Genomic DNA, 21,903 nt, shown 5'->3' with positions numbered 1-21,903 from the left:
TAAGATCAAATTAAGTTGTTATCTTAATGATAATCATTATCGTATAAGCCGCCGGTGGCGGCAAGCAATTTTTACGCGGTGTGGCGTTCCGTGGCCTGCAAGTGTGGATCGATCAGGGTATGGATCTGGTTCCAGGCTTGCGGCTGTGCCATCAAGTGGTACATCCACTGGGCGACATCGGCGCGACGCACCAGACCGTGGCGCGGCGTGGCGTAAAGCTGAGCCTGCCCGCTGGCCTCGCCCGTCAACAGGCCGCCGGGGCGTAGGATGCAGTAGTGCATGCCGCTACTCTGTAGCCAACTCTCTGCCAGGCTCTTCTCACGCACGCTCTGGCCGAAGGCGGCCCGTGCCGCCGGTGAGAGTAACGGCCAGCTATCGCCGCAACCGAGCGACGTCACGAGCAACATCCGTTGGATACCCTGAGCGACGCCCTGGTCGATCATCGCCCGATGTGCGCTGTAGTCGCACCCGCCACCGCCGAGGGTGGAGAGGATGGCACTCTTTGCACCGGCTTGACGGAACAGCGTCGCCAACAGTGCCTCGTCGCGCGCGTCGCCGAGGGTAACCTGGACGCCGAGGTCACGCAGGCGCTGCGCCTGCTCTGTGCGTCGTACCAATGCATACAGCGGGCGCTCGCCCGCCGTCCGTTGCGCCAGCGCCAAGCCGCAGCCTTGCCCGGCGCCGAAGAGGATCCAGGGGGTCATGGTGTCACCTCTGCGCGCGCTTGCGTGGCCAGGCGTTGTGCCAGGGCGCGGAACTGAGCCAACGGCTCCGCACGCAGGCGGCGTTGTTCATCGCGCCCGACGAAGACTTTGAGCATGGCTTGTCCCTCGGGATTGAGAAACCAGACGCTGGCCGTCGCCATGCCCATGAAGGGGCGTTCTACCAGCGCGATGTGGTGGCACCGCTCCGCGCGGATATGGCCGCTCAGTCCGCCGCTTCCCTTCAAGTTGAAGAAGCCGTGGCGGTGGGCACCGGCGGGTAGCGGGCCGTGGAACTCCAGGATCAGATCACGATTGTTGATCAGGGTGGTGACGTCGCCCCACTCGGTCAGGGTCTGCCAGACCTGATCGAAGGCGCCGCCGTCGCACAGGGTGACCTGAGGCAGGCGGCGTAGCACCGCCAGGCAGGATAGGGCGAAACGCTGGGCGATCTCTTCGACGGTGATGGTCGGGGCCGTGGCGAGAAAGGCGTCAAGTTCGGCGTAGTGGCTGTTGTTTTCAGGATGCATGATGATGGGCCTCGTGTCGGGATGAACGATGAGTGGTGCGGCCATTCGCCGCGTCCATTGCTGACGGCTCGCCGAGCAGTTGAGCGATCAGCTGTTGTAGCGCCTGTAACAGGTTACTGGCCCAGAAACGGCCGCGCGCGGTCAGCAGGATGCAATGTTGCTGGAGGTGCAGCAGATCACACTGTTGCCACTGCTGTAATAGCGGCAACAAGGGGGCGGGATCGGCCAGCAGGGTGGTTAAGTCTAGGCGACCGGTCTCGATACCGCCTTGCAGCGTCAGTCGCCAATGGTGTTGAGGCGCGGGCGCACTGAGCATCATCAAGGGCTTACGTCGCGCATCGAGCGAACGGTAATAGCTTGTTAAATCGCGTTGCAGCATATAGGACTGGCCGTTGAGGTGGCCGCCGGCGCCGCTGCCGAAAGCCAGGCAGTCTGCTCCCTGTTTGATCAGCAGGTTATACAGGTTGCGCTCGCGGGTGGTCCGTGCCCAGTGGCTGTTGCTGAGCTGGTGCCACCCGCGCTGCGCCAAGTGCTCCAGCGCGTGCAGATAGAATGCCTGGCGCTGTGCGGCGTCGGCGATCTGGCTGCGACCGCTGTCGACCGCCTTGGCCAGCGGGGTCGAGGGCAGCAGGTTGAGGGCGTACAGATCCACGCCATCCAGCGGCAACGCCGAGACGATGTCCAGATCGTTTTGCCAGCTGGCGGCGGTTTGTCCTGGCAGGCCAAACATCAGGTCGCAGATCACCGCGGCCCGATCGCGCTCGGCCAGATCGCGTAGGAAGGCGATCGCCTCATCGCGATCGGCGCGACGTCCCATGCGTTGGCGCAAACGGGTATCGAAGGTCTGGATGCCGATGGAGAAGCGATTCGCCCCGGCCTCCAGGCAGGCATCGATACGCGCGGCGTCGAAGTTAAAAATACGTCCCTCGACGGTGATCTCGCAGTCGGCGGCCAGGGGCAGTGAGCTGCGCAACTGGCCGATCAGGCGGCGCAGTTGCTCGGCGCTGAGGGCACTGGGCGTCCCGCCGCCGAAGTAGATGGCGTGGATCGGGGCGGACTGTTGCAACGGCTGGGCGCACTCCAGGGCAATCTCCTGTTGCAGGTAGTCGCAGTAGCGGGCGATGGCCTCGTCGTCGAGGCGATTCTGGTAGAAGCCACAGAAGTTGCAGCGCGTGGCGCAGAATGGGATGTGGACATACAGCAGACGTTTGTTAGCTGGCAGGGGGTGCTGGCATAACCTTTGCCAGCCCGACGCGATCTGCTCGCCGGGCAGAGGCTGTTGATGGCGCCATGGCATGGTGGCCCAACGATCGGGAAAGGGGATCCCGTCGGGGGAGGCCAGATAGGGGGTAATGTCCAGCGTCATGATAACTCTCCGTGAAGATCTGAATTGCGCGGCATTGAATGATAATAGTTATCATTCGATCAACGACAATGCGTATCAATCATGATCTGAGTCAAGAAAAAAGCGAAAAATCGTCTGGTAAGGAGAGGGATCGTGGCAAGGAAAGGCGCGGGACGCCGTGATAGACGTCCCGCTATGGGATTACTGGCGGCTGGCGACGGCGTCGGCTAATAATGCCAGTAGTTGCTCGCTTTCCGCCCAACCTAGGCAGGGATCGGTGATGGATTGACCGTAGGTCAATGGCTGACCGGGTAGGTTCTTCTGCGCGCCCTCGGTGATGAAACTCTCGGCCATCAGGCCGACAATATTACGCGAACCGGCGCGGATCTGGCGTGCCACCTCTTCGGCGACCACCAACTGTTGGCGGTGCTGCTTCTGGCTGTTGCCATGGCTGGCGTCGACGATCAGATAAGGCGGTAGATCGAACTGACGCAGGCTATCGCAGGTCTGTGCAATATCGGCGGCATGATAGTTGGGCTGCTTACCGCCACGCATGATGATGTGGCCGAATGGATTACCGCTGGTCTGGTAGATGGTCATGCGCCCCGCTTTATCGGGAGAGAGGAACATATGGCTCGCGCGGGCGGCGCGGATGGCATCGATGGCGATACGGGTGCTGCCATCGGTGCCATTCTTGAAGCCGACGGGGCAGGAGAGTGCCGAGGCCATTTCGCGATGGATCTGGCTTTCGGTGGTGCGCGCGCCGATGGCCCCCCAACTGATCAGATCGGCAATATACTGCCCGGTCACCATATCCAGGAATTCGGTGGCGGTGGGTACCCCGAGTTGGTTCACCCGTAGCAGCAGTTCACGGGCCAGGCGGATACCGTGATTGACGCGGCAGGCACCGTTGAGGTCGGGATCGGAGATCAGCCCCTTCCAGCCGATGACGGTGCGAGGCTTCTCGAAGTAGGTGCGCATCACGATCTCCAGCCGATCGCGGTAACGCTGGCAGAGTGGTGCCAGGCGTTGGGCATAGTCTAACGCCGCCGCCGGATCATGAATGGAGCAAGGGCCGATGATCACCAACAAACGGGGATCGTCACCTTGCAGGATGCGTTCAATACGTTTTCGTGACGTTGTCACGTGTTCCGCCACCGAGGGATCGATAGGCAGTTGCTGCGCCAGTTCTGCAGGCGAAACGAGCGTGTCGATGCGTGCAGTGCGCAGTTCATCGGTTTTGTGCATGGTGTTCTCTAAAAAGCTGGTCTTCTCAACGGCAGGAGTACCGGGAAGTGATGGAGATCACGATAAAGCAATTGCCGGACAAATCAATAGAGCGCCGCCGCTTTTGTGAGCTGTTGGTGTACTTTCTTACTAGTACGAGTGAGCGAGCGCACGATCGGTCACTTTTTTCGCCTTGCACACAGGGCGGCGGGCGGTCAGTACATGCGGCGGTTGAGGCCCAGGGTGTCGATGATCTTGGCGGCGATCTCTTCGACCGAATGATTGGTGGTGTTGAGGTAGTGGATCTGCTGCTTGCGGTATAACGCCTCGACCTCAGCCAGCTCAAGACGACACTGACGCAAAGAGGCATAGCGACTGTTCTCTCGCCGCTCCTCACGGATAGCGGCCAAGCGTTCAGGATTAATCGTCAGACCGAACAACTTTCCGGCATGTTCGCGTAACGCCGGCGGCAGTTGTAGGTGATCCATATCGTCGGCGGTAAAGGGGTAGTTGGCGGCGAAGATACCGAACTGCATCGCCAGATAGAGGCTGGTCGGGGTCTTACCACAGCGCGATACCCCCAGCAGGATCACCTGGGCACGCTCCAGATTACGTAGCGAGATGCCATCATCGTGAGCCAGGGTGTAGTCCACGGCGGCGATACGCGCATCGTAACGGTTGAGATTGTGGGCCGTTAGGCCATGCGTCAAGTTGGCGACATGCACCGGTTGAATGCCGAGTTCCTGCTGCAGTGGGGAGACTAAGGCGCGGACGATATCTTGGCAGAACCCTTCGCTGCGTTCGATGATGGTGCGTACGGCCGGTGAGACGATGGAGTAGAACACCAAGGGGCGCACACCGGTATTTTGATAGATCGCGTCGATCTGTTGCCGTACCTCCTCGGCACGCGCCTCGGTTTCGACAAAGGGGAGGGTATAGCTCGTGATCTCCAAGGCAAATTGCGAGAGCACCGCGTGCCCCAGCACCTCGGCGGTGATGGCCGTTCCATCGGAAATATAGAACACGCTACGCTTCATGCTCGGCTCCTGTCGCTGGCGGTAAAGAATGCGCGGCGGGTGGCTTGCCACCCGGTTGCTGATAAATAGCACGAATGAATTTTTAAGACTACAGTTAATTAAGGTCTGGCAAAGAAAGTCTTTTCTTTCAATATGCTGCCTCAAATTATTCACCTGTTTATCTCATCGTTTCTCGGGGGGCGGCACCAAGCGGCGTCAGCTAAGGGCGCCGATCGGCGAAAATAGCTGACGGATTTCAGCTTGAATCAGTAAAAAAGTGCGCTATTTGGCAGAATGTCAAAATCCGCGCCAGGTGGAACGATTCACCTGTCTTGGGCTGAGCGTGCAGTGTGATAGTCTGGCGACACCGCCTTGGCGGAGTCATGTTTCCGAAACCCATGCTTTGAAAAAGAAAGGATTGCTTCGATGTCTAGTAATGGCGCGCAATTGCATCATGTGGTGTGGTACAACCAGCTCGGGATGCACGATGTCGATCGGGTAGGCGGTAAGAACGCCTCCCTGGGGGAGATGATCACCAACTTGTCTGAACTGGGAGTGTCGGTGCCGAATGGCTTCGCCACGACGGCTCAGGCGTTTAACGATTTTCTGGAGCAGAGTGGCGTTAACCAGCGGATCTACGCGCTGCTGGATCAGACGGATATCGACGATGTCGATGCGCTGGCGCGCGCGGGCGCACAGATCCGCCGTTGGGTGGTGGAGACCCCGTTTCCGTCGGCGTTAGAGCACGCGATCCGTGAGGCTTACACGACGCTCGCCGCCGATAATGCACACGCCTCCTTCGCCGTACGCTCTTCGGCGACGGCAGAGGATATGCCCGACGCCTCCTTTGCCGGCCAGCAGGAGACCTTCCTCAATGTGCAGGGTATTGAGGCGGTGATGACGGCGGTGAAACATGTCTTCGCCTCACTGTTTAACGATCGCGCCATCTCTTACCGGGTGCATCAGGGGTACGATCACCGCGGCGTGGCGCTTTCCGCCGGGGTACAGTTGATGGTGCGCTCCGATCTGGCCTCCTCTGGGGTGATGTTTACGCTGGATACCGAATCGGGTTTCGATCAGGTCGTTTTCATTACCTCGGCTTACGGCTTGGGGGAGATGGTGGTACAGGGGGCGGTGAATCCCGACGAGTTCTACGTGCATAAGCCGACGCTGCAGGCGGGGCGCCCGGCAATCGTGCGCCGTACCCTGGGTTCCAAGAAGATCCGCATGGTCTATGCCGACAGCCAGGAGCATGGCAAGCAGGTACGTATCGAAGAGGTGCCCGCAGCGCTCTCGGCGCGTTTTAGCCTCAGCGATGAGGAGGTGCAGCAGCTGGCGCGTCAGGCCCTGCTGATCGAGCAGCATTATGGGCGGCCGATGGATATTGAATGGGCCAAGGATGGACACAGTGGCAAGCTGTATATCGTACAGGCGCGGCCGGAGACGGTGCGGGCGAACGAGCAGGTGATGGAGCGTTATCAGTTGAGCCGGCGTGGCGAAGTGCTGGTGGAGGGGCGAGCCATCGGTCACCGTATCGGCGCCGGTTCGGTTAAGGTGATCACCGATATCAGCGAGATGCATCGTATCGAACCGGGCGATGTGTTGGTCACCGACATGACCGATCCCGACTGGGAGCCGATTATGAAGAAGGCATCGGCGATCGTCACCAATCGTGGCGGACGGACCTGTCACGCGGCGATCATCGCCCGCGAACTGGGTATCCCGGCGGTAGTCGGTTGCGGCGATGCTACCGAGCGCTTGCAGGAGGGGGATCTGGTCACCGTCTCCTGTGCCGAAGGGGACACCGGATACGTTTACCGTGAATGCCTCGATTTCCAGATACAGAGTTCACAGGTCGATCAGATGCCGGCGTTGCCCTTGAAGATCATGATGAACGTTGGGAATCCGGATCGCGCCTTCGACTTTGCCCGCCTACCGAATGAAGGGGTTGGCTTGGCTCGCCTGGAGTTTATCATTAACCGCATGATCGGGGTGCATCCGCGCGCCTTGTTGGAGTTCGATCGTCAGGAGCCGGCGGTACAGGCGGAGATCCGCCAGCTGATGCAGGGATTCGATGATCCGGTGGAGTTCTATGTTGGGCGTCTGACGGAGGGCATCGCGACGCTGGCGGCGGCGTTCTGGCCGAAGCGGGTGATCGTGCGCCTGTCTGACTTCAAATCCAACGAGTATGCCAATCTGATCGGCGGTGAGCGTTATGAGCCGCACGAGGAGAACCCGATGTTGGGCTTCCGCGGCGCCGGGCGCTACGTGGCGGAGAGCTTCGCTCCCTGTTTCGCATTGGAGTGTGCGGCGATTAAGCGGGTACGCAACGAGATGGGGCTGACCAACGTCGAAGTGATGATTCCATTTGTGCGTACGGTAGAGCAGGCGCAGGCGGTGGTCGCGCAGCTGGCACACGAGGGGTTACGCCGTGGGGAAAACGGCCTGAAGGTGATCATGATGTGTGAGATCCCCTCTAACGCCTTGCTGGCCGACGATTTCCTGGCACATTTCGACGGTTTCTCGATCGGCTCGAACGATATGACGCAGTTGACGCTGGGCTTGGATCGTGACTCCGGCGTGGTGTCCGAGCTATTCGATGAGCGCAATGCGGCGGTGAAGGCGTTGCTGGCGATGGCGATCCGTAGCGCTAAGGCGCAGGGTAAGTATGTGGGGATCTGTGGCCAAGGGCCGTCGGATCATCAGGACTTCGCTCGCTGGTTGATGGAGCAGGGAATCGACAGCCTGTCATTAAATCCCGATACGGTGGTACAGACCTGGATTAATTTGGCCGAAGAATAAGCTAATCGTATTAGATTAAATGGAGACGGTCGCTCGGCGGCCGTTTTTTTTGTCCGTTTCTGGGTCAAAAATAAGCCGGATGGTTTGTCGCATGAGGTAAAAAAAAGCCCACCGAGATGATGGGCAAAGACTACACACAGCAATAGGGGACGAAATCCGGCGCGCGGCAACCATGCCGTGGCGTATTTCGAGATTCGGGGGAACGGGCGGCTTGTGGTCTGCTATTGGTCTATACCGCCGGGATACGTTACCGCAGCGGATTATATATCTAATTTATTACTATGACGATAGTTAACTTATAAAAAATAAGTAAGTCAGAATCTTTATAGTCAGTGAATAGGAAAGCAATATGTACAGATTAAGGGTGAGGCGTTATTAAATAATCACATTTGGCTATGGGTAAATATCCGCCCATTTCTGGGCGGATATTATGGTTCAGATGAATTAACGTAATTTTTCCAGTTCGTCGCTGAGTTGCCGCGCGTCTTTTACTGGTGGGGGGGCCTCGTTGACCCAGGCCGAAACCAGGCGGTAGGAGACCGCTAATACCACCGGTCCGATAAACAACCCGATCATACCAAAGGCTAATAGGCCACCGATAACACCGGAGAGCACTAAGAGCATCGGTAGATCGGCCCCCATACGGATCAAGGCGGGGCGCAGGACGTTATCCATGGTGCCAACCACGCCGCTCCATACCAACAATAATGTCCCCCAGGTGGTATCGCCGCTCCAATAGAGCCAGCCGACTGCCGGTAACAGCACCAGTAGTGGCCCGAGTTGCGCCAGGCAGCAGACAAACATGACCACGGTCAATAACACCGCATAGTGGATACCGCTGACGGCGAGACCAATCCCCGCTAACAGCGACTGAGCCAAGGCCGTTACCACTACCCCTAAGGCTACGGCGCGAATGGCCTGACCACCGAGGATCACCGCCGCATCGCCGCGTTCGGCAGCCAGTCGGATGGCGAAGTGGCGGATCCCCAGCGCGACATCCTCGCCACGGCTATACAGCAGCGCGCTAAATAGCAGCATCAGTGAACAGTGCAGGAAGAAACCGCCGACATGGGCGGCCTGGGTGACAAACCAGGTGATCGCTTGGCCGATGTAGGGCTGGATCTTCGCCATTAAGGCGCCTTCACTCATCAGCCCATGCCAACTGGCATACAGCTTTTCACCGACAAGCGGCAGCGTCTGGAGCCACTCTAGCTGCGGCATCTGCCAGTTACGCGCATTAGCCGCCCAGTCGAGGATCGGCCCGGCATTCGTGATCAGACTGGCGATCACCATCCCGATCGGAATGACAAACAGCAGTAACAGTAACAGCGTCATCAATAACACGGCCAACCAACGCTTTCCCCAGAGGTGGCGTTGTAGCCACACCAAGACCGGCCAGGTGGCGATGACCACCATGCTGGCCCAGGTGAAGCCCAGAATAAAGGGCTGCACCACCCACAGGCAGGAGATGAGCAGCAGGGCAATAAACAGTGACCCGAAAATAATCCGGGCCAGATCATACTTCGCTTGTGGCTTATCCATAGACTCCATCCAGATTGTGCGCAGTACCGTGCGCGATGCCTATGATGCGCAGAATAGAGAGAAAACCCAAGTCCCGCACGCGGATCTTTCTGTGGTTCTGGCCGAGGCGAGGAAAATTTCACCGTTGCCGCTTTTATGATAGCTTGAATGTTCGCCTATTGGTGAAACCCCTCATGACGAGCGGCGTGCAGCCAGGCCGGGGCTATTGCTGCCGGGGCGGAGGATGGATTGGGCAGCGCACGGAGAATCAAACGATAAGGCGTGCGCCGGGGTGTGGGCCGATGCCTGCACAGTATTACTCTATGGACAGGATTCACGCGCATGATCCCACAGCTTTCTCAGCCGCCGGGCCTCGACCCGACGGTGATGGCATTCATTCAGCAATTGACCGAGCAGGGGTTTACCGGCGAATGCGATACGTGCTACGCGGCGCGTTTGAGCATGGCGACGGACAACAGTATTTACCAGCAATTACCGGACGCATTACTGTTCCCGCGTTCGACGGCCGATGTGGTGCTGATCGCGCGCCTCGCGGCGGAGACGGCGTTTCGTTCACTCAATTTTACGCCGCGCGGCGGTGGAACCGGCACCAATGGTCAGGCGTTGAACGCTGGGGTAGTGGTGGACATGTCGCGTCATATGCAGCGCATTCTGGAGATCAATCCTCAGGAGGGATGGGTACGGGTCGAGGCGGGGGTGATCAAGGATCAGTTGAACGCCTGTCTCAAACCGTATGGCTACTTCTTTGCGCCCGAGCTCTCCACCAGCAACCGTGCCACCTTGGGGGGAATGATTAACACCGATGCCTGCGGGCAGGGTTCGCGTGTCTATGGCAAAACCTCTGACCATATTCAAGGGCTGCGCAGCGTGTTGCTGGGGGGCGAGATCCTCGACAGCGCCCCGATGCCGACTCGCCTGGCGCAGCATCTGGCACAGCAGGGGGGGCGCATCGGCGCGATCTATCGCGGGGTGCTGGAGACCTGCCTCGGCCAGCGTGAGGCGATCGTCGAAAAGTTTCCGCCGCTCAATCGCTTCTTGACGGGATACGATCTCCGTCATGTATTGAGCGATGATCTCCAGACCTTCGATCTCTCGCGCCTGTTAGCCGGTTCGGAGGGGACGCTGGCCTTCGTGACCGAGGCGCGTCTGCATATCACGCCGTTACCGCGTGTTCGCCGCCTGGTGAATGTGAAGTATGACAGCTTCGATGCGGCGTTGCGTAACGCGCCACTGATGTTGGAGGCCAGCGCCCTGTCGGTGGAGACTGTGGATTCGCGGGTGTTGGATCTGGCACGCCAGGATATCATCTGGCACGCGGTACGCGATCTGATCGACGACAGCCCGACGCGTCCGTTGCAAGGGTTGAATATCGTCGAGTTTGCCGGTGAGGATGAGGCACAGATCGAGGCGCGTGTGGCGGCGCTCTGTCAACAGCTTGAGGAGTTGGCCAGCGCCGGCGAGGCGGGCGTCATCGGCTACCAATGTTGTCGCGACGGCGAGAGTATCGAGCGTATCTACGCCATGCGCAAGAAGGCGGTCGGCTTACTGGGCAACGCCAAAGGCGCGGCCAAGCCGATTCCCTTCGTCGAGGATACTTGTGTGCCGCCACAGCATCTGGCGGACTATATCGCCGAGTTTCGTGCCCTGCTCGATGCCCATCAGCTCAGTTATGGCATGTTCGGTCATGTTGACGCCGGGGTCCTGCATGTGCGGCCAGCGTTAGATATGTGTAATCCGCAACACGAGGCGTTGGTCGGCGAGATCTCCGACGCGGTCGTGGCGTTGACGGCGAAGTATGGTGGCCTGTTGTGGGGGGAGCATGGTAAGGGATTCCGTGCCCAATACAGCCCGGCGTTCTTCGGCGAGGCGTTGTATCACGAGCTACGCCGCATCAAGACGCTGTTCGATGCCGATAATCGCCTCAATCCCGGTAAGATCTGCCCGCCATTGGCGTGTGATACGCCGATGAAGCAGGTGGATGCGGTGAAACGTGGCACCTTCGATCGCCAGATCCCGCTGGCGGTGCGCAGCGCGTATCGCGGCGCGCTGGAGTGTAATGGTAACGGACTCTGTTTCAATTTCGATCGGTACAGCCCGATGTGCCCATCGATGAAACTCAGTGGCGACCGTATCCACTCGCCCAAGGGGCGTGCCGCCTTGGTGCGTGAATGGTTACGCCTCTTGGCGGAGCAAGGCGTCGATCCCTTGCGCCTGGAGGCGGCGCTGGGCGCTACGGCTTCGTTGCGCGGACTGATCGCCCGGACGCGCCACAGTTGGCGAGCGCATCGCGGCGAGTATGACTTCTCGCACGAGGTGAAGGCGGCGATGGCCGGTTGTCTGGCCTGCAAGGCGTGTTCTAGCCAGTGCCCGATCAAGATCGATGTGCCCGACTTCCGCGCCCGTTTCCTGCAACTCTACCATAGCCGTTATCTGCGCCCGCTGCGTGACCATCTGGTGGCGAATGTGGAGAGTTATACCCCCTGGCTGGCGCGCGCCCCGCGCCTGTTTAATTTCTTCCTGCGTCAGCCGTTAACGGCACGTCTCAGCGAACGTACCATCGGCATGACCGATTTGCCGCAGCTCTCGACGCCGACGTTGCGTCAGGCCTTGGCCGGTCATCCGGCATTGATAACGTCGCTGGAAGCGCTGGAGGGATTGGATGCGGCGGCGCGGGCGCGGCGGGTCTTGATCGTACAGGACCCATTCACCAGTTATTACGATGCGCAGGTGGTCGAGGCGTTGATCCGCCTGTGTGATCGTCTGGGCTTCCAGGCTCAACTGTTGCCCTTCGTCCCGAATGGCAAGGCGCAACATATCAAGGGATTCCTGCAGCGTTTCGCGCGTACGGCACGCCATGGGGCCGAGTTTCTCAATCGGGTCGCTCGTCTGGGAATACCGCTAGTAGGCGTCGATCCGGCGATGGTGTTATGCTATCGCGATGAATATAAAACTATTCTTGGTGAACAGCGTGGCGATTTTCACGTCCAACTGATCCAAGAGTGGTTGGCGCAGGTCCTGCCGGCGTCACCCGCCGCGTCGGCGACGACGGCAAGACCTTGGTATCTGTTCGCGCACTGTACCGAAAGCTGCGCCGAGCCGGTCAGTATCAACCAATGGCAGCAGGTGTTCGCGCGCCTCGGTGCGCGTCTGGAATCGGTTCGCGTGGGATGTTGCGGCATGGCGGGAACCTATGGCCATGAGATGCCCAATCAGGCGGCATCGCGCGGCATCTATGCGTTGTCCTGGCAACCGATGCTGGCGGAGCGGCCTGCGGAACGCTGCTTGGCCACGGGGTATTCCTGTCGCGGGCAGGTGCTGCGCCAGCAGGGGGTGGCGTTACGCCATCCTGTTCAGGCCTTACTGGAGATAAGTCATGATTTGGAAACGCACGCTGACACTGGAGCAGCTTAATCAGGCGGGCGCGACCTGTATGGTCGGCCATCTGGGGATCACGATCACCCGGATGGGGGAGGATACCCTAGAGGGCAGCATGCCGGTGGATGAGCGGACTCGCCAGCCTTTCGGGCTGCTGCATGGCGGTGCCTCGGTGGTGTTGGCGGAGACGTTGGGATCGTTGGCCGGTTACCTGTGCAGTGAGGGGGAGCAGCAGGTGGTGGGGTTGGAGATCAACGCCAACCATCTGCGCGCCGTGCGCAGCGGTGTGGTGCATGGCATCTGCCGAGCGTTGCATCTGGGACGCAGCCATCAGGTGTGGCAGATCGAGATCCGCGACGAGCGTGGGCGGCTGTGCTGCACCTCGCGCCTGACCACAGCACTTCTGGATGGACGACGCTGAGCGGTAGCTATGCGATAAACCTCGGGGAGAGACGAGATGACAGAGAACCAGCCGATCGACGCGACATCCTTGCCGTTGACACGGGCGGTGTATGCCTTGCAACTGAATGGTGAGGGGGGCTGTCTGCCGTTGACCGTCGCGGCGCCGCTCGCCATATCACATCCGGCCTGGCTACACCTCGACGCCAACGATGCCGAGAGCCGTCACTGGTTGGCGGCGACACCGCTGGTGCCGGAGACGCTGCGCCAGAGTCTATCGGGCGAGAGCCTACGGCCCCGCATGACACGTCAGGGGGAGGGGGCGCTGCTCACTCTGCGCAGTATCGAGTTGGCCAGCCCGGCGGCGGTGTCGCACTGGGTGGTGATCCGCATCTATGCGACCGGAACCTTGTTGTTAACCTCGGGGCAGCGCCAGAGCGCGGTGCTGGAGGCGGTGCGTGGCGACCTCTTGGGGAACTTAGGGGCCGATGATACCAGCGGTTTGCTGGTGGCGATCGCCGATGCGCTGGTGGATCAGGTTAGCGAGGCCATCGACACCCTGCACGATCGCATCATCGACATGGAGGATAGCCTGCTGGATCAGCAACTACCGCCGCGTGGTGAGTTGGCTCAGTTGCGTAAACAGTTGATCGTGATGCGCCGTTACCTGGCGCCGCAACGCGATGTCTTGGCGCGGCTGGCGATCGAACGGCTCCCCTGGTTAACGGATGATGATCGCCGCCGGTTACAGGATATCGCCGATCGCCTGGGGCGGGGACTGGAAGATCTGGACAGTTGTATCGCCCGTACTGCGTTGTTGGCCGATGAAATCGCCTCGTTGGTGGCGGATGCGCTTAATCGCCGCACCTATACCATGTCGTTACTGGCGATGCTGTTCCTGCCAGCGACGTTTTTAACCGGGCTGTTCGGCGTCAACCTGGGCGGCATCCCCGGTAACGCGTCGCCGCTGGCTTTTATGCTGTTTTGTTTATTGCTACTGATTTTGGCAACCTGCGTTGCTTTATGGTTAAAACGCAGTAAATGGTTGTAATGGCGCGGGCCGGCAATCTTTGTGACGTGTCAAACTTCATGGGGCCGGTGAGCAAAAGCGCAAAGGAAATTGAGCAATATCAAACTTTACTCATAATGGGTAGGGCAGACTTCATTTCGCAGGTGAATGCAACGTCAAGCGATGGGCGTTGCGCTCCATATTGTCTTACTTCCTAATTTTGAATTATTGCATAGCACAATTTAATTCGTCGTATGCCGGTGATCACCGGCATTTTTTTTGCCTATCGTCCCGCTCTATGGGGATGAAGGGCGCCGTGACGCCCCTCTGGCCGCTTACTTCACCTCCACCACATCCAGGCGCAACGCGGCGTCCTGCGTCGGCTCGTCACCGTCATTCAGGCCGACGGGCTGCAGCGGGATGCTTTGACGATCGAAGGCCAGGTCGCCGCCATCGATCACCTCGCCGCCCTGTTGCAGGCTCTTGAAGTCAAACAATGCGCCGTCGGCCAGATGCGACGGCACGACGTTCTGCATGGCGCGGAACATGGTTTCGATGCGTCCGGGATAACGCTTGTCCCAGTCACGCAGCATCTCCTTGATCACCTGACGTTGCAGGTTAGGCTGTGAGCCGCACAGGTTGCAGGGGATGATCGGGAAGGCCTTGGCACTGGCGAAGCGTTCGATATCTTTTTCGCGGCAGTAAGCCAGCGGACGAATGACGATGTGCTGGCCGTCGTCGCTCATCAATTTGGGGGGCATCCCCTTTAGCTTGCCGCCGTAGAACATGTTGAGGAACAGGGTTTCCAGCATATCGTCGCGATGGTGGCCGAGGGCGATTTTATTACAGTTTAGCTCAGTGGCGGTGCGATAGAGGATGCCGCGGCGCAGGCGAGAGCAGAGGGAGCAGGTGGTTTTCCCCTCGGGGATCTTCTCCTTGACGATGCCATAGGTATCCTCCTCGACGATGCGGTATTCGATGCCTTGGGCGTCGAGGTAGGCGGGCAGTACGGTTTCGGGGAAGCCGGGTTGTTTCTGGTCGAGGTTGACCGCCACCAGGGTAAAGTCGACCGGAGCACTCTGCTGCAGGTTGCGCAGGATCTCCAGCATGGTGTAGCTGTCTTTTCCGCCGGACAGGCAAACCATGACGCGATCGCCTTCCTCGATCATATTGAAGTCGGCGATCGCCTCACCGACGCAGCGGCGCAGGCGCTTCTGCAACTTGTTCAGGTTGTATTGCTCTTTTTTGCTGATCTCTTGCATCTCTGACATCGTTTCTGTTACCCGGCATAAACAAAGGGGTGACGGCAGCGCGGCGGGCGCTGTCGCGCGAATAAGGGGCAGTCATCGAGGACGGCGTGGCGTGTATGGTACGGATTACGGCGCCGAATGCCAGCAAGAATTGTGCCTGCACGCCTGGCGAGCCGTGATGTCGCGCCGCTTCCCCCATCATGGGGGCAGGTTGGCGGTGTCATGGGTGGCATGGCGTCGTGTGAGCGGTGACTTGCTTTCTTGCGCGACATACTCTATTTTGTATCAATCAATACAAAATTGAGGGGCGAATGATGCGAGCGTTGCGCGCGATCTTGGCGGTAATTTTTCTGCTCTCTGGCGTGGCCAAGCTGATGGCGTTGCCGTTTGAGGTGGCGGCGTTCGAGCGCTGGGGTTACGCCATCGGGTTTATGTATGTGGTCGGCCTGGCGGAGTGCGCCGGGGCCATTGGCGTGCTGTTGCCCTTACCCTCCCTGCGCCGAGTGGCGGCCGGGGGGTTGATACTCCTGATGCTCGGTGCGTTGCAGACCCATCTGCGGCATGCCGAAGGGGGAATGGCCGTGTTGGCGGCGTTACTGCTGCTGGCGTTAGCGTTAGTGGTATGGCGGCCCGGTGGGGGCGATGTCAACAGGATGGCCGACTCACGCCGATTGAGATAGCGGCGTCGTCTCTCAGGTGATGCATGTGATCCTGCCCGCCGGGCGGCGGGCAGGGGTGAGACACGTTTAGGCGATCTCTTCCAGACGAATACGCGGACGCTGCGCTTCGACGCCGAAGTAACGCATCATACCATCGGCGGCATGGCGCCCTTCGGCGATGGCGGTGACCACCAGATCGGCGCCACGTACCGCGTCGCCACCGGCGAAGATGCGTGGGTTTGTGGTCTGGTAGGGGATGGCGCTATCCACGCGGGCGATGATGCGCCCGGCGCGGTCGAGCTTCACGCCTTGCGCCTCCAGCCACGGCATCGGATGGGGGGTGAACCCGAAGGCGATGACGACGGCGTCCGCCGGCATCAGGAATTCGGAGCCCGGGATCGGCTTGGGACGGCGGCGCCCGGCGGCGTCCGGCTCACCTAGCGCGGTGCGTAACATATGAATACCGCATACCTTGCCCTGATCGTCGATGGCGATGGAGAGCGGCTGGACGTTAAATTCAAACTCCACTCCCTCTTCACGCGCATTCTTGACCTCTTTCTTCGAGCCCGGCATGTTGGCCTCGTCGCGGCGATAGGCGCAGGTCACCCGGGTAGCCCCTTGGCGAATCGAGGTGCGCACACAATCCATCGCGGTATCGCCGCCTCCCAGCACCACCACCTGTTTGCCTTCCATGCTGATGTACGGATAGTCGTCGCTGTGCGCCAGCCCCATCACTTGCTTGGTGTTGGCGATCAGGAACGGCAGGGCGTCATAGACACCTGGCGCCTGCTCGTTTTCGATGCCGGCTTGCATCGAGGTATAGGTCCCGGCACCGATAAATACGGCGTCGAAGTCGGCCAACAATTGCTCCAGGGTCACGTCGCGTCCCACCTCGGTATTCAGGCGGAACTCGATGCCCATGGCGCTGAAGATCTCACGCCGACGCGCCAGGATGCGCTTATCCAGCTTGAAGGCCGGGATCCCGAAGGTCAGTAGGCCGCCGATCTCCGGGTGGCGGTCGAAGACTACCGCCGGGATGCCGTTACGCGCCAGCACATCGGCGCAAGCCAGACCGGCCGGTCCGGCACCGACGATGGCCACGCGGCGATCGACCGGTTTGACATAGGAGAGATCGGGACGCCAGCCGAGGGCGAAGGCGGTATCGCTAATGTAGCGCTCGATGTTGCCGATGGTCATGGCACCATACTCCTTACCCAGGGTACAGGCCCCCTCACACAGGCGATCCTGCGGGCATACACGCCCGGTGACTTCCGGTAGGCAGTTGGTCTGGTGCGATAATTCTACCGCCTCCAAGATACGCCCCTCTTTAACCAGGCGGATCCAGTGCGGAATATGGTTGTGCAGTGGGCAGGTCCACTCGCAGACGCTGTGGGTGCCGCAGGCTAGGCAGCGTTCGCTTTGCCCCTGCGCCTGTTCGCGGCTGAAGGTGGGGTAGATCTCATCGAATTGCGTTTTGCGGATCGCCAGCGCGATCTTCACCGGATCTTGGCGCGGAGGCGTCTGGCGCAACTGGCCGACCTTACTGCCAGTACCGGGAGCGGCGAGGCTGATGGCCTGCGCATCGGCGTTGGCGCTGCCATTGAACAGGCGCCCGGCCTGCTCGTTAAATACGGCCCGCAATTGGCGTTGTTGGCGTAGCTGGTTGAGCAAGGCCTCATCGATCAGTTGCAGGGCATTACTCGGGCAGGCGGCGACACAGGAGGGCGATTCGGCCACCTCGTCACACAGATCGCACTTATGAGCATTGGCGCGCACGCTGTCGGGATGGTTGCTGCGCGGATCGGCCTGGGTGATCACCTCGATGGCGCCGAATGGGCAAGCCACGACGCAGGTTTTGCAACCGATACACTTCTCTTGCTTGACCTGAATGCTGTCGTTACGTTTCTCGATGGCGCCGTTGGGACATACGCTGGCGCAGGGAGCATCTTCACAGTGGCGGCAGAGGAGTGCCGTGCTGCGGTTTTCGCGTTTGATGACGTGGATGCGCGGCTGGAACTGCGCCGCAGTGAGAACATGCTCGCCGTGATTGTGGGCCATTACGCAGGCGATCTCACAGCTACGACAACCGATGCAGTTGTTAGCATCGGCGATGACAAAACGATTCATAACGACCTCACCCAAAGACGAAAAGGAGAAAACATGTTTGGGATATATGCACATCGCGTGCACAAATGTAGGGGAAATCCTTATTAAAGGTAAGGAAACCTGACGGCTGCGCAATGTATCACAGTTTTTGTTATGAACTGATTAAAAAATCGCTAAAAATGGGGAAATGATGCGTTGCATCAAGAGAAGCATGCAAATTAATTTGTTGTGAAGCTTTTTTTTGTTGTATCACGATTATCACAGTGACACAGAATGAGTTTTTATTGTGTACAAAGTGATAATCGCCGCGAGAAATGTAGCCAAGAGGTAAAATGGCGCTACCCCGTAGGATAGCGCCATGGGTCATTCAGCAGAGTTATCGTCGTTTTGGCTGGCTAGACGGCTGAGGAAGGCGAAACGTTGGCGTAAGTTCTCGGCCGCCTCAAGGTACAACGCCTGTGCTTGTTGCGGATCTTGGCTATTCAGGCGGCGGAAGCGCTGCTCAGTCAGCAGGGTCTGAGCCAGATCACCGCTCGGCGGACGCGAGTCGAGGGCCAGGGCGGCCTTACCGCTGGCGGGACGTCGCGGATCGAAGCGGTACAAGGGCCAGAAACCATTGGCGGTGAGTCGCTTCATCTGCTCGTGGCTGTCGGCCAGATCGTAGCCATGCTCCTCGCAGGGGCTGTAGGCGATAATCAGCGATGGCCCAGGGTAGGCCTCCGCCTCCTGCAACGCCTTGACGGTTTGGTTGAGCTGGGCGCCCAGCGAAATCTGTGCCACATAGACATGTCCGTACATCATCATGCTAATGCCGAGATCCTTGCGGGCTTTGCGTTTACCATGCTCACCAAACTTGGTGACCGCCGCCAATGGCGTCGCCTTCGACTGCTGTCCACCGGTATTGGAGTAACACTGGGTATCGAGTACCAGCACGTTGACGTTTTCCGTCAGGCTGAGTACGTGATCCAAGCCGCCGAAACCGATGTCATAAGCCCAGCCATCGCCGCCGATCAGCCAAATGGATTTCTCTACCAACGCATCGGCGTCGCGCGCCAACTCACGAGCCTGCGCCGTATCGATCTCGGCGAGGGCATCACGCAGGGCCGCGACCTGTTGACGCCGTGTGTCGATATCTGCCTCCGGCTGAGCCAAGGCGTGCGTCAATGTCTCAGGCAGACGATCACCTAACCCGTCGAGTAGGCGCAGTGCCCGTTGGCGGTGTTGGCTGGTGCTCAGACGGAAACCGAGACCAAATTCGGCGTTATCCTCGAACAACGAGTTGGCCCAGGCCGGTCCGCGCCCATGGGCATCGGTGGTGTAAGGCGTCGTGGGCAGATTGCCGCCGTAGATGGAGGAGCAGCCGGTGGCGTTGGCGATCAACATGCGATCGCCGAACAACTGTGTCAGCAACTTGATGTATGGCGTCTCGCCACAGCCGGAACAGGCGCCCGAGTACTCGAACAGGGGCGAAATCAGCTGTGAGGTGCGGATGTCGATGCGCTCCAGACGACGGCGATCGATCTCCGGTAGGGCGAGGAAGGCATCATAGTTAGCGCGCTCGGTCGCCAGATGGGCCAGGCGTGGCTGCATGTTGATCGCCTTGATGCTGGGATCTTGGCGATCGGCGGCTGGGCAGACCGTGACACACAGGTTACAGCCGGTGCAATCCTCCGGGGCGACCTGTAGCACATAGCGTTGGCCACGCATATCACGCGATCTGACTTCCAGGCTGGCGAGGGTATCGGGGGCGTCGGTTAACGCGGCCGGATCGACCACCTTGGCGCGGATCGCCGCGTGTGGGCAGGCGGCGACACAATGGTTGCACTGGGTGCAGAGTGTGGGCTGCCAGATGGGAATCGCGTCGGCGATATTGCGTTTCTCCCAGCGCGTGGTACCCACGGGCCAGGTGCCGTCCGGCGGGAAGGCCGAGACAGGCAGGGTGTCGCCGAGGCCGGCCAGCATGGTCGCCGTCACCGTCTTAACGAAATCCGGGGCCTGATCGGAGACGATCGGTGGCCGGCGCGGGCTGGTGGGATCGACCGGGCGTAACGGTATGGCATGCAGGGCCTCTTGTGCCATGGTCAGCGACTGCCAGTTGCGCTCGACGATCTCTTGTCCCTTGCTGGCGTAGCTACGCGCGATGGCGTCTTGCAGCAACGGCAACGCGCCGCCCTCGGGGATCAGCGCGCTGAGATGGAGGAAGGCCATCTGCATCACGGTATTGATACGGGCGCCGAGTTGACACTCGCGCGCGATGCGGGCGGCATTGATGATGTAGAAACGCGCGTGGCGCGCATTCAGCAGTGCCTGTACCTCTTGCGGCAATTGCGCCCAGATCTCGCTGGCGGAATAGGGGGTGTTGAGTAAGAAGATCCCGCCGGGGCGCAGCCGCTCGACCATCTGATAACGTTCGATAAACTGCCATTGATGGCAGCCAATAAAGTCGGCCTGATCCACGAGGTAGGCGGAGTGGATAGGCGTTTCTCGTACCCGCAGATGGGAGACGGTCAGGCCGCCCGCCTTCTTGGAATCATAGACGAAATAGCCTTGGGCATAGAGCGGCGTGCTGTTGCCGATGATCTTGATGTTATTCTTGGCCGCCGAGACGGTGCCATCGCTGCCCAGACCATAGAACAGGGCCTCCAGACGATTGGTAACCGGACGAACGTCCGCCTGGCGCGTCAGGGAGAGTTGGCTGACATCGTCGTTGATGCCGACGGTAAAACGCGCTTTCGGTTTGGGATCGGCCAACTCGTCGAAGACCGCCAGGGCACAGTCGGGCCCGAACTCCTTGGAGGAGAGGCCGTAACGTCCGCCGATTACCCGCGGTAGCGAGGCGCGTTCCCCCTGGCTGACGGCTTGCGCCAGCGCGGCAATGATATCCAGATAGAGCGGCTCGCCTAACGCGCCCGGCTCCTTGGTACGATCGAGCACGGCGATGCGTTCGACACTGTTGGGCAGCGCGGCGAGCAGATGGCGCGCGGAGAAGGGACGATAGAGACGGACCTTGAGCACCCCGACCCGTTCACCGCGTGCCAGTAGCATGTCGCACAGCTCGCAGCAGGTGCCACAGGCCGAGCCCATGACGATGATCACCCGGGTCGCTTGGGGATGACCGTAGTATTCGAAGGGCTGATAACGCCGTCCACTGTGTTCGGCAAAGGCATCCATCGCCGCGGCGACATGGTCATAGGCGGCGTCATACCAGGGGTTGGCCGCCTCGCGCGCCTGGAAATAGGTGTCGGGGTTGGCCGAGGTACCGCGGATCACCGGATGGTCGGGGGTAAGGGCGCGGGCGCGGTGGGCCTCGATGGCCGCCTGCGGCAGCAGGTCACGCAGCGTGTCATCCGCCAGCGGCACGATCTTGTTGATCTCGTGTGAGGTGCGGAAGCCGTCGAAGAAATGGATAAACGGCAGCCGGCTGTTCAGCGAGGCGATGTGGGCGATCAGGGCGAAGTCTTGCGCCTCTTGCACACTGGCGGCGCATAGCATGGCGCAACCGGTCTGGCGCACCGCCATCACATCGGAGTGATCGCCAAAGATGGAGAGCGCATGCGTGGCGACGGTGCGGGCGGCGACATGGAGGACGAAGGGCGTCAGCTCCCCCGCCAGCTTATACAGGGTGGGGATCATCAGCAGCAATCCCTGCGAGGAGGTAAAGCTGGTGGCCAGTGTGCCGCTCTGTAGCGCGCCGTGTACGGCGGCGATGGCGCCTCCCTCCGACTGCATCTCTACCACGCGCGGGATATCGCCCCATAGGTTGTGACGCCCATCCGCCGACCAGGCGGAGGCTTGCTCAGCCATGCTGGAACTGGGGGTAATCGGATAGATAGCAATGACTTCGCTCAGCCGGTAGGCCACGGATGCCACTGCGCTGTTACCATCAATGGTGATCATTAAGGTTACCTTTGGCTCACAGTGTGATTTTGTTATTAACGAAAT

The 21,903-nt window shown here is 60.0% G+C and carries 14 protein-coding genes; 5 read left to right on the top strand and 9 right to left on the bottom strand.

What is annotated here, in order from left to right; genetic code table 11:
- Nucleotides 1–71: 71 nt before the first annotated feature.
- From DCL27_RS08610 to ppsR, 5 genes are all read right to left on the bottom strand, one after another.
- Nucleotides 72–704, bottom strand: coding sequence for an NAD(P)H-binding protein (locus tag DCL27_RS08610; RefSeq protein ID WP_035596850.1), 633 nt, complete (start codon nt 702–704; stop codon nt 72–74).
- Nucleotides 701–1,231 carry a heme utilization cystosolic carrier protein HutX gene (gene hutX / locus DCL27_RS08605; RefSeq protein WP_035596853.1) on the bottom strand — a complete coding sequence of 177 codons (531 nt, stop codon included), beginning with the start codon at nt 1,229–1,231 and terminating at the stop codon, nt 701–703. The genes DCL27_RS08610 and hutX overlap by 4 nt, the downstream gene beginning before the upstream one ends.
- Nucleotides 1,221–2,597, bottom strand: a complete 1,377-nt coding sequence (gene hutW / locus DCL27_RS08600) for a heme anaerobic degradation radical SAM methyltransferase ChuW/HutW (protein WP_005293663.1) — start codon at nt 2,595–2,597, stop codon at nt 1,221–1,223. The genes hutX and hutW overlap by 11 nt, the downstream gene beginning before the upstream one ends.
- Nucleotides 2,598–2,777: 180 nt before the next feature.
- Nucleotides 2,778–3,824 carry a 3-deoxy-7-phosphoheptulonate synthase gene (locus DCL27_RS08595; protein WP_005285858.1) on the bottom strand — a complete coding sequence of 349 codons (1,047 nt, stop codon included), beginning with the start codon at nt 3,822–3,824 and terminating at the stop codon, nt 2,778–2,780.
- A 194-nt stretch (nt 3,825–4,018) separates the two neighbouring features.
- The gene (gene ppsR / locus DCL27_RS08590; RefSeq protein WP_005293667.1) at nt 4,019–4,840 is read right to left on the bottom strand and encodes a posphoenolpyruvate synthetase regulatory kinase/phosphorylase PpsR; all 822 of its coding nucleotides are present in this window, start codon (nt 4,838–4,840) and stop codon (nt 4,019–4,021) included.
- Nucleotides 4,841–5,245: 405 nt separating this feature from the next.
- Between ppsR and ppsA the strand changes: the two genes are divergently transcribed.
- Nucleotides 5,246–7,621, top strand: coding sequence for a phosphoenolpyruvate synthase (gene ppsA / locus DCL27_RS08585; RefSeq protein ID WP_035596856.1), 2,376 nt, complete (start codon nt 5,246–5,248; stop codon nt 7,619–7,621).
- Nucleotides 7,622–8,065: 444 nt separating this feature from the next.
- Here ppsA and ydiK read toward each other — a convergent pair whose 3' ends face one another.
- Entirely contained in the window at nt 8,066–9,163 is a 1,098-nt protein-coding gene (ydiK, locus tag DCL27_RS08580; protein ID WP_005293673.1) for an AI-2E family transporter YdiK, read from the bottom strand.
- A gap of 321 nt (nt 9,164–9,484) precedes the next feature.
- Between ydiK and ydiJ the strand changes: the two genes are divergently transcribed.
- Genes ydiJ through zntB form a run of 3 tightly spaced genes read left to right on the top strand, consistent with a single transcriptional unit; the run spans nt 9,485 to nt 13,988 of the window.
- On the top strand, nt 9,485–12,574 hold the full coding sequence (ydiJ, locus tag DCL27_RS08575) for a D-2-hydroxyglutarate dehydrogenase YdiJ (RefSeq protein WP_035596858.1): 3,090 nt from the start codon (nt 9,485–9,487) through the stop codon (nt 12,572–12,574).
- Nucleotides 12,537–12,959, top strand: a complete 423-nt coding sequence (locus DCL27_RS08570; protein ID WP_005285869.1) for a hotdog fold thioesterase — start codon at nt 12,537–12,539, stop codon at nt 12,957–12,959. Before ydiJ ends, DCL27_RS08570 begins: the two co-directional genes overlap by 38 nt.
- A gap of 36 nt (nt 12,960–12,995) precedes the next feature.
- A complete protein-coding gene (gene zntB, locus DCL27_RS08565; protein WP_035596860.1) occupies nt 12,996–13,988 on the top strand; it encodes a zinc transporter ZntB in 993 nt (330 codons plus the stop codon).
- A 293-nt stretch (nt 13,989–14,281) separates the two neighbouring features.
- On the opposite strand, the gene ttcA is transcribed toward zntB, so the two are convergent.
- Nucleotides 14,282–15,217: a tRNA 2-thiocytidine(32) synthetase TtcA gene (gene ttcA / locus DCL27_RS08560; RefSeq protein WP_035596863.1), complete on the bottom strand. Its 936-nt coding sequence runs from the start codon at nt 15,215–15,217 to the stop codon at nt 14,282–14,284.
- Between the two features lie 290 nt (nt 15,218–15,507).
- On the opposite strand from ttcA, the gene DCL27_RS08555 reads away from it, so the two are divergent.
- Entirely contained in the window at nt 15,508–15,876 is a 369-nt protein-coding gene (locus DCL27_RS08555) for a DoxX family protein (RefSeq protein WP_005285877.1), read from the top strand.
- Between the two features lie 66 nt (nt 15,877–15,942).
- Here the strand turns inward: DCL27_RS08555 and aegA are convergent, their stop codons facing one another.
- Both aegA and nifJ read right to left on the bottom strand, forming a co-directional pair.
- Nucleotides 15,943–17,982: a formate-dependent uric acid utilization protein AegA gene (gene aegA / locus DCL27_RS08550; protein WP_097364672.1), complete on the bottom strand. Its 2,040-nt coding sequence runs from the start codon at nt 17,980–17,982 to the stop codon at nt 15,943–15,945.
- A gap of 342 nt (nt 17,983–18,324) precedes the next feature.
- Nucleotides 18,325–21,858 carry a pyruvate:ferredoxin (flavodoxin) oxidoreductase gene (gene nifJ / locus DCL27_RS08545; RefSeq protein ID WP_035598843.1) on the bottom strand — a complete coding sequence of 1,178 codons (3,534 nt, stop codon included), beginning with the start codon at nt 21,856–21,858 and terminating at the stop codon, nt 18,325–18,327.
- Between the last annotated feature and the right edge of the window lie 45 nt (nt 21,859–21,903).

The organism is Edwardsiella tarda ATCC 15947 = NBRC 105688 (genome assembly GCF_003113495.2).
GTDB lineage: Bacteria > Pseudomonadota > Gammaproteobacteria > Enterobacterales > Enterobacteriaceae > Edwardsiella > Edwardsiella tarda.
This window is presented reverse-complemented; position numbering and strand designations above follow the sequence as displayed.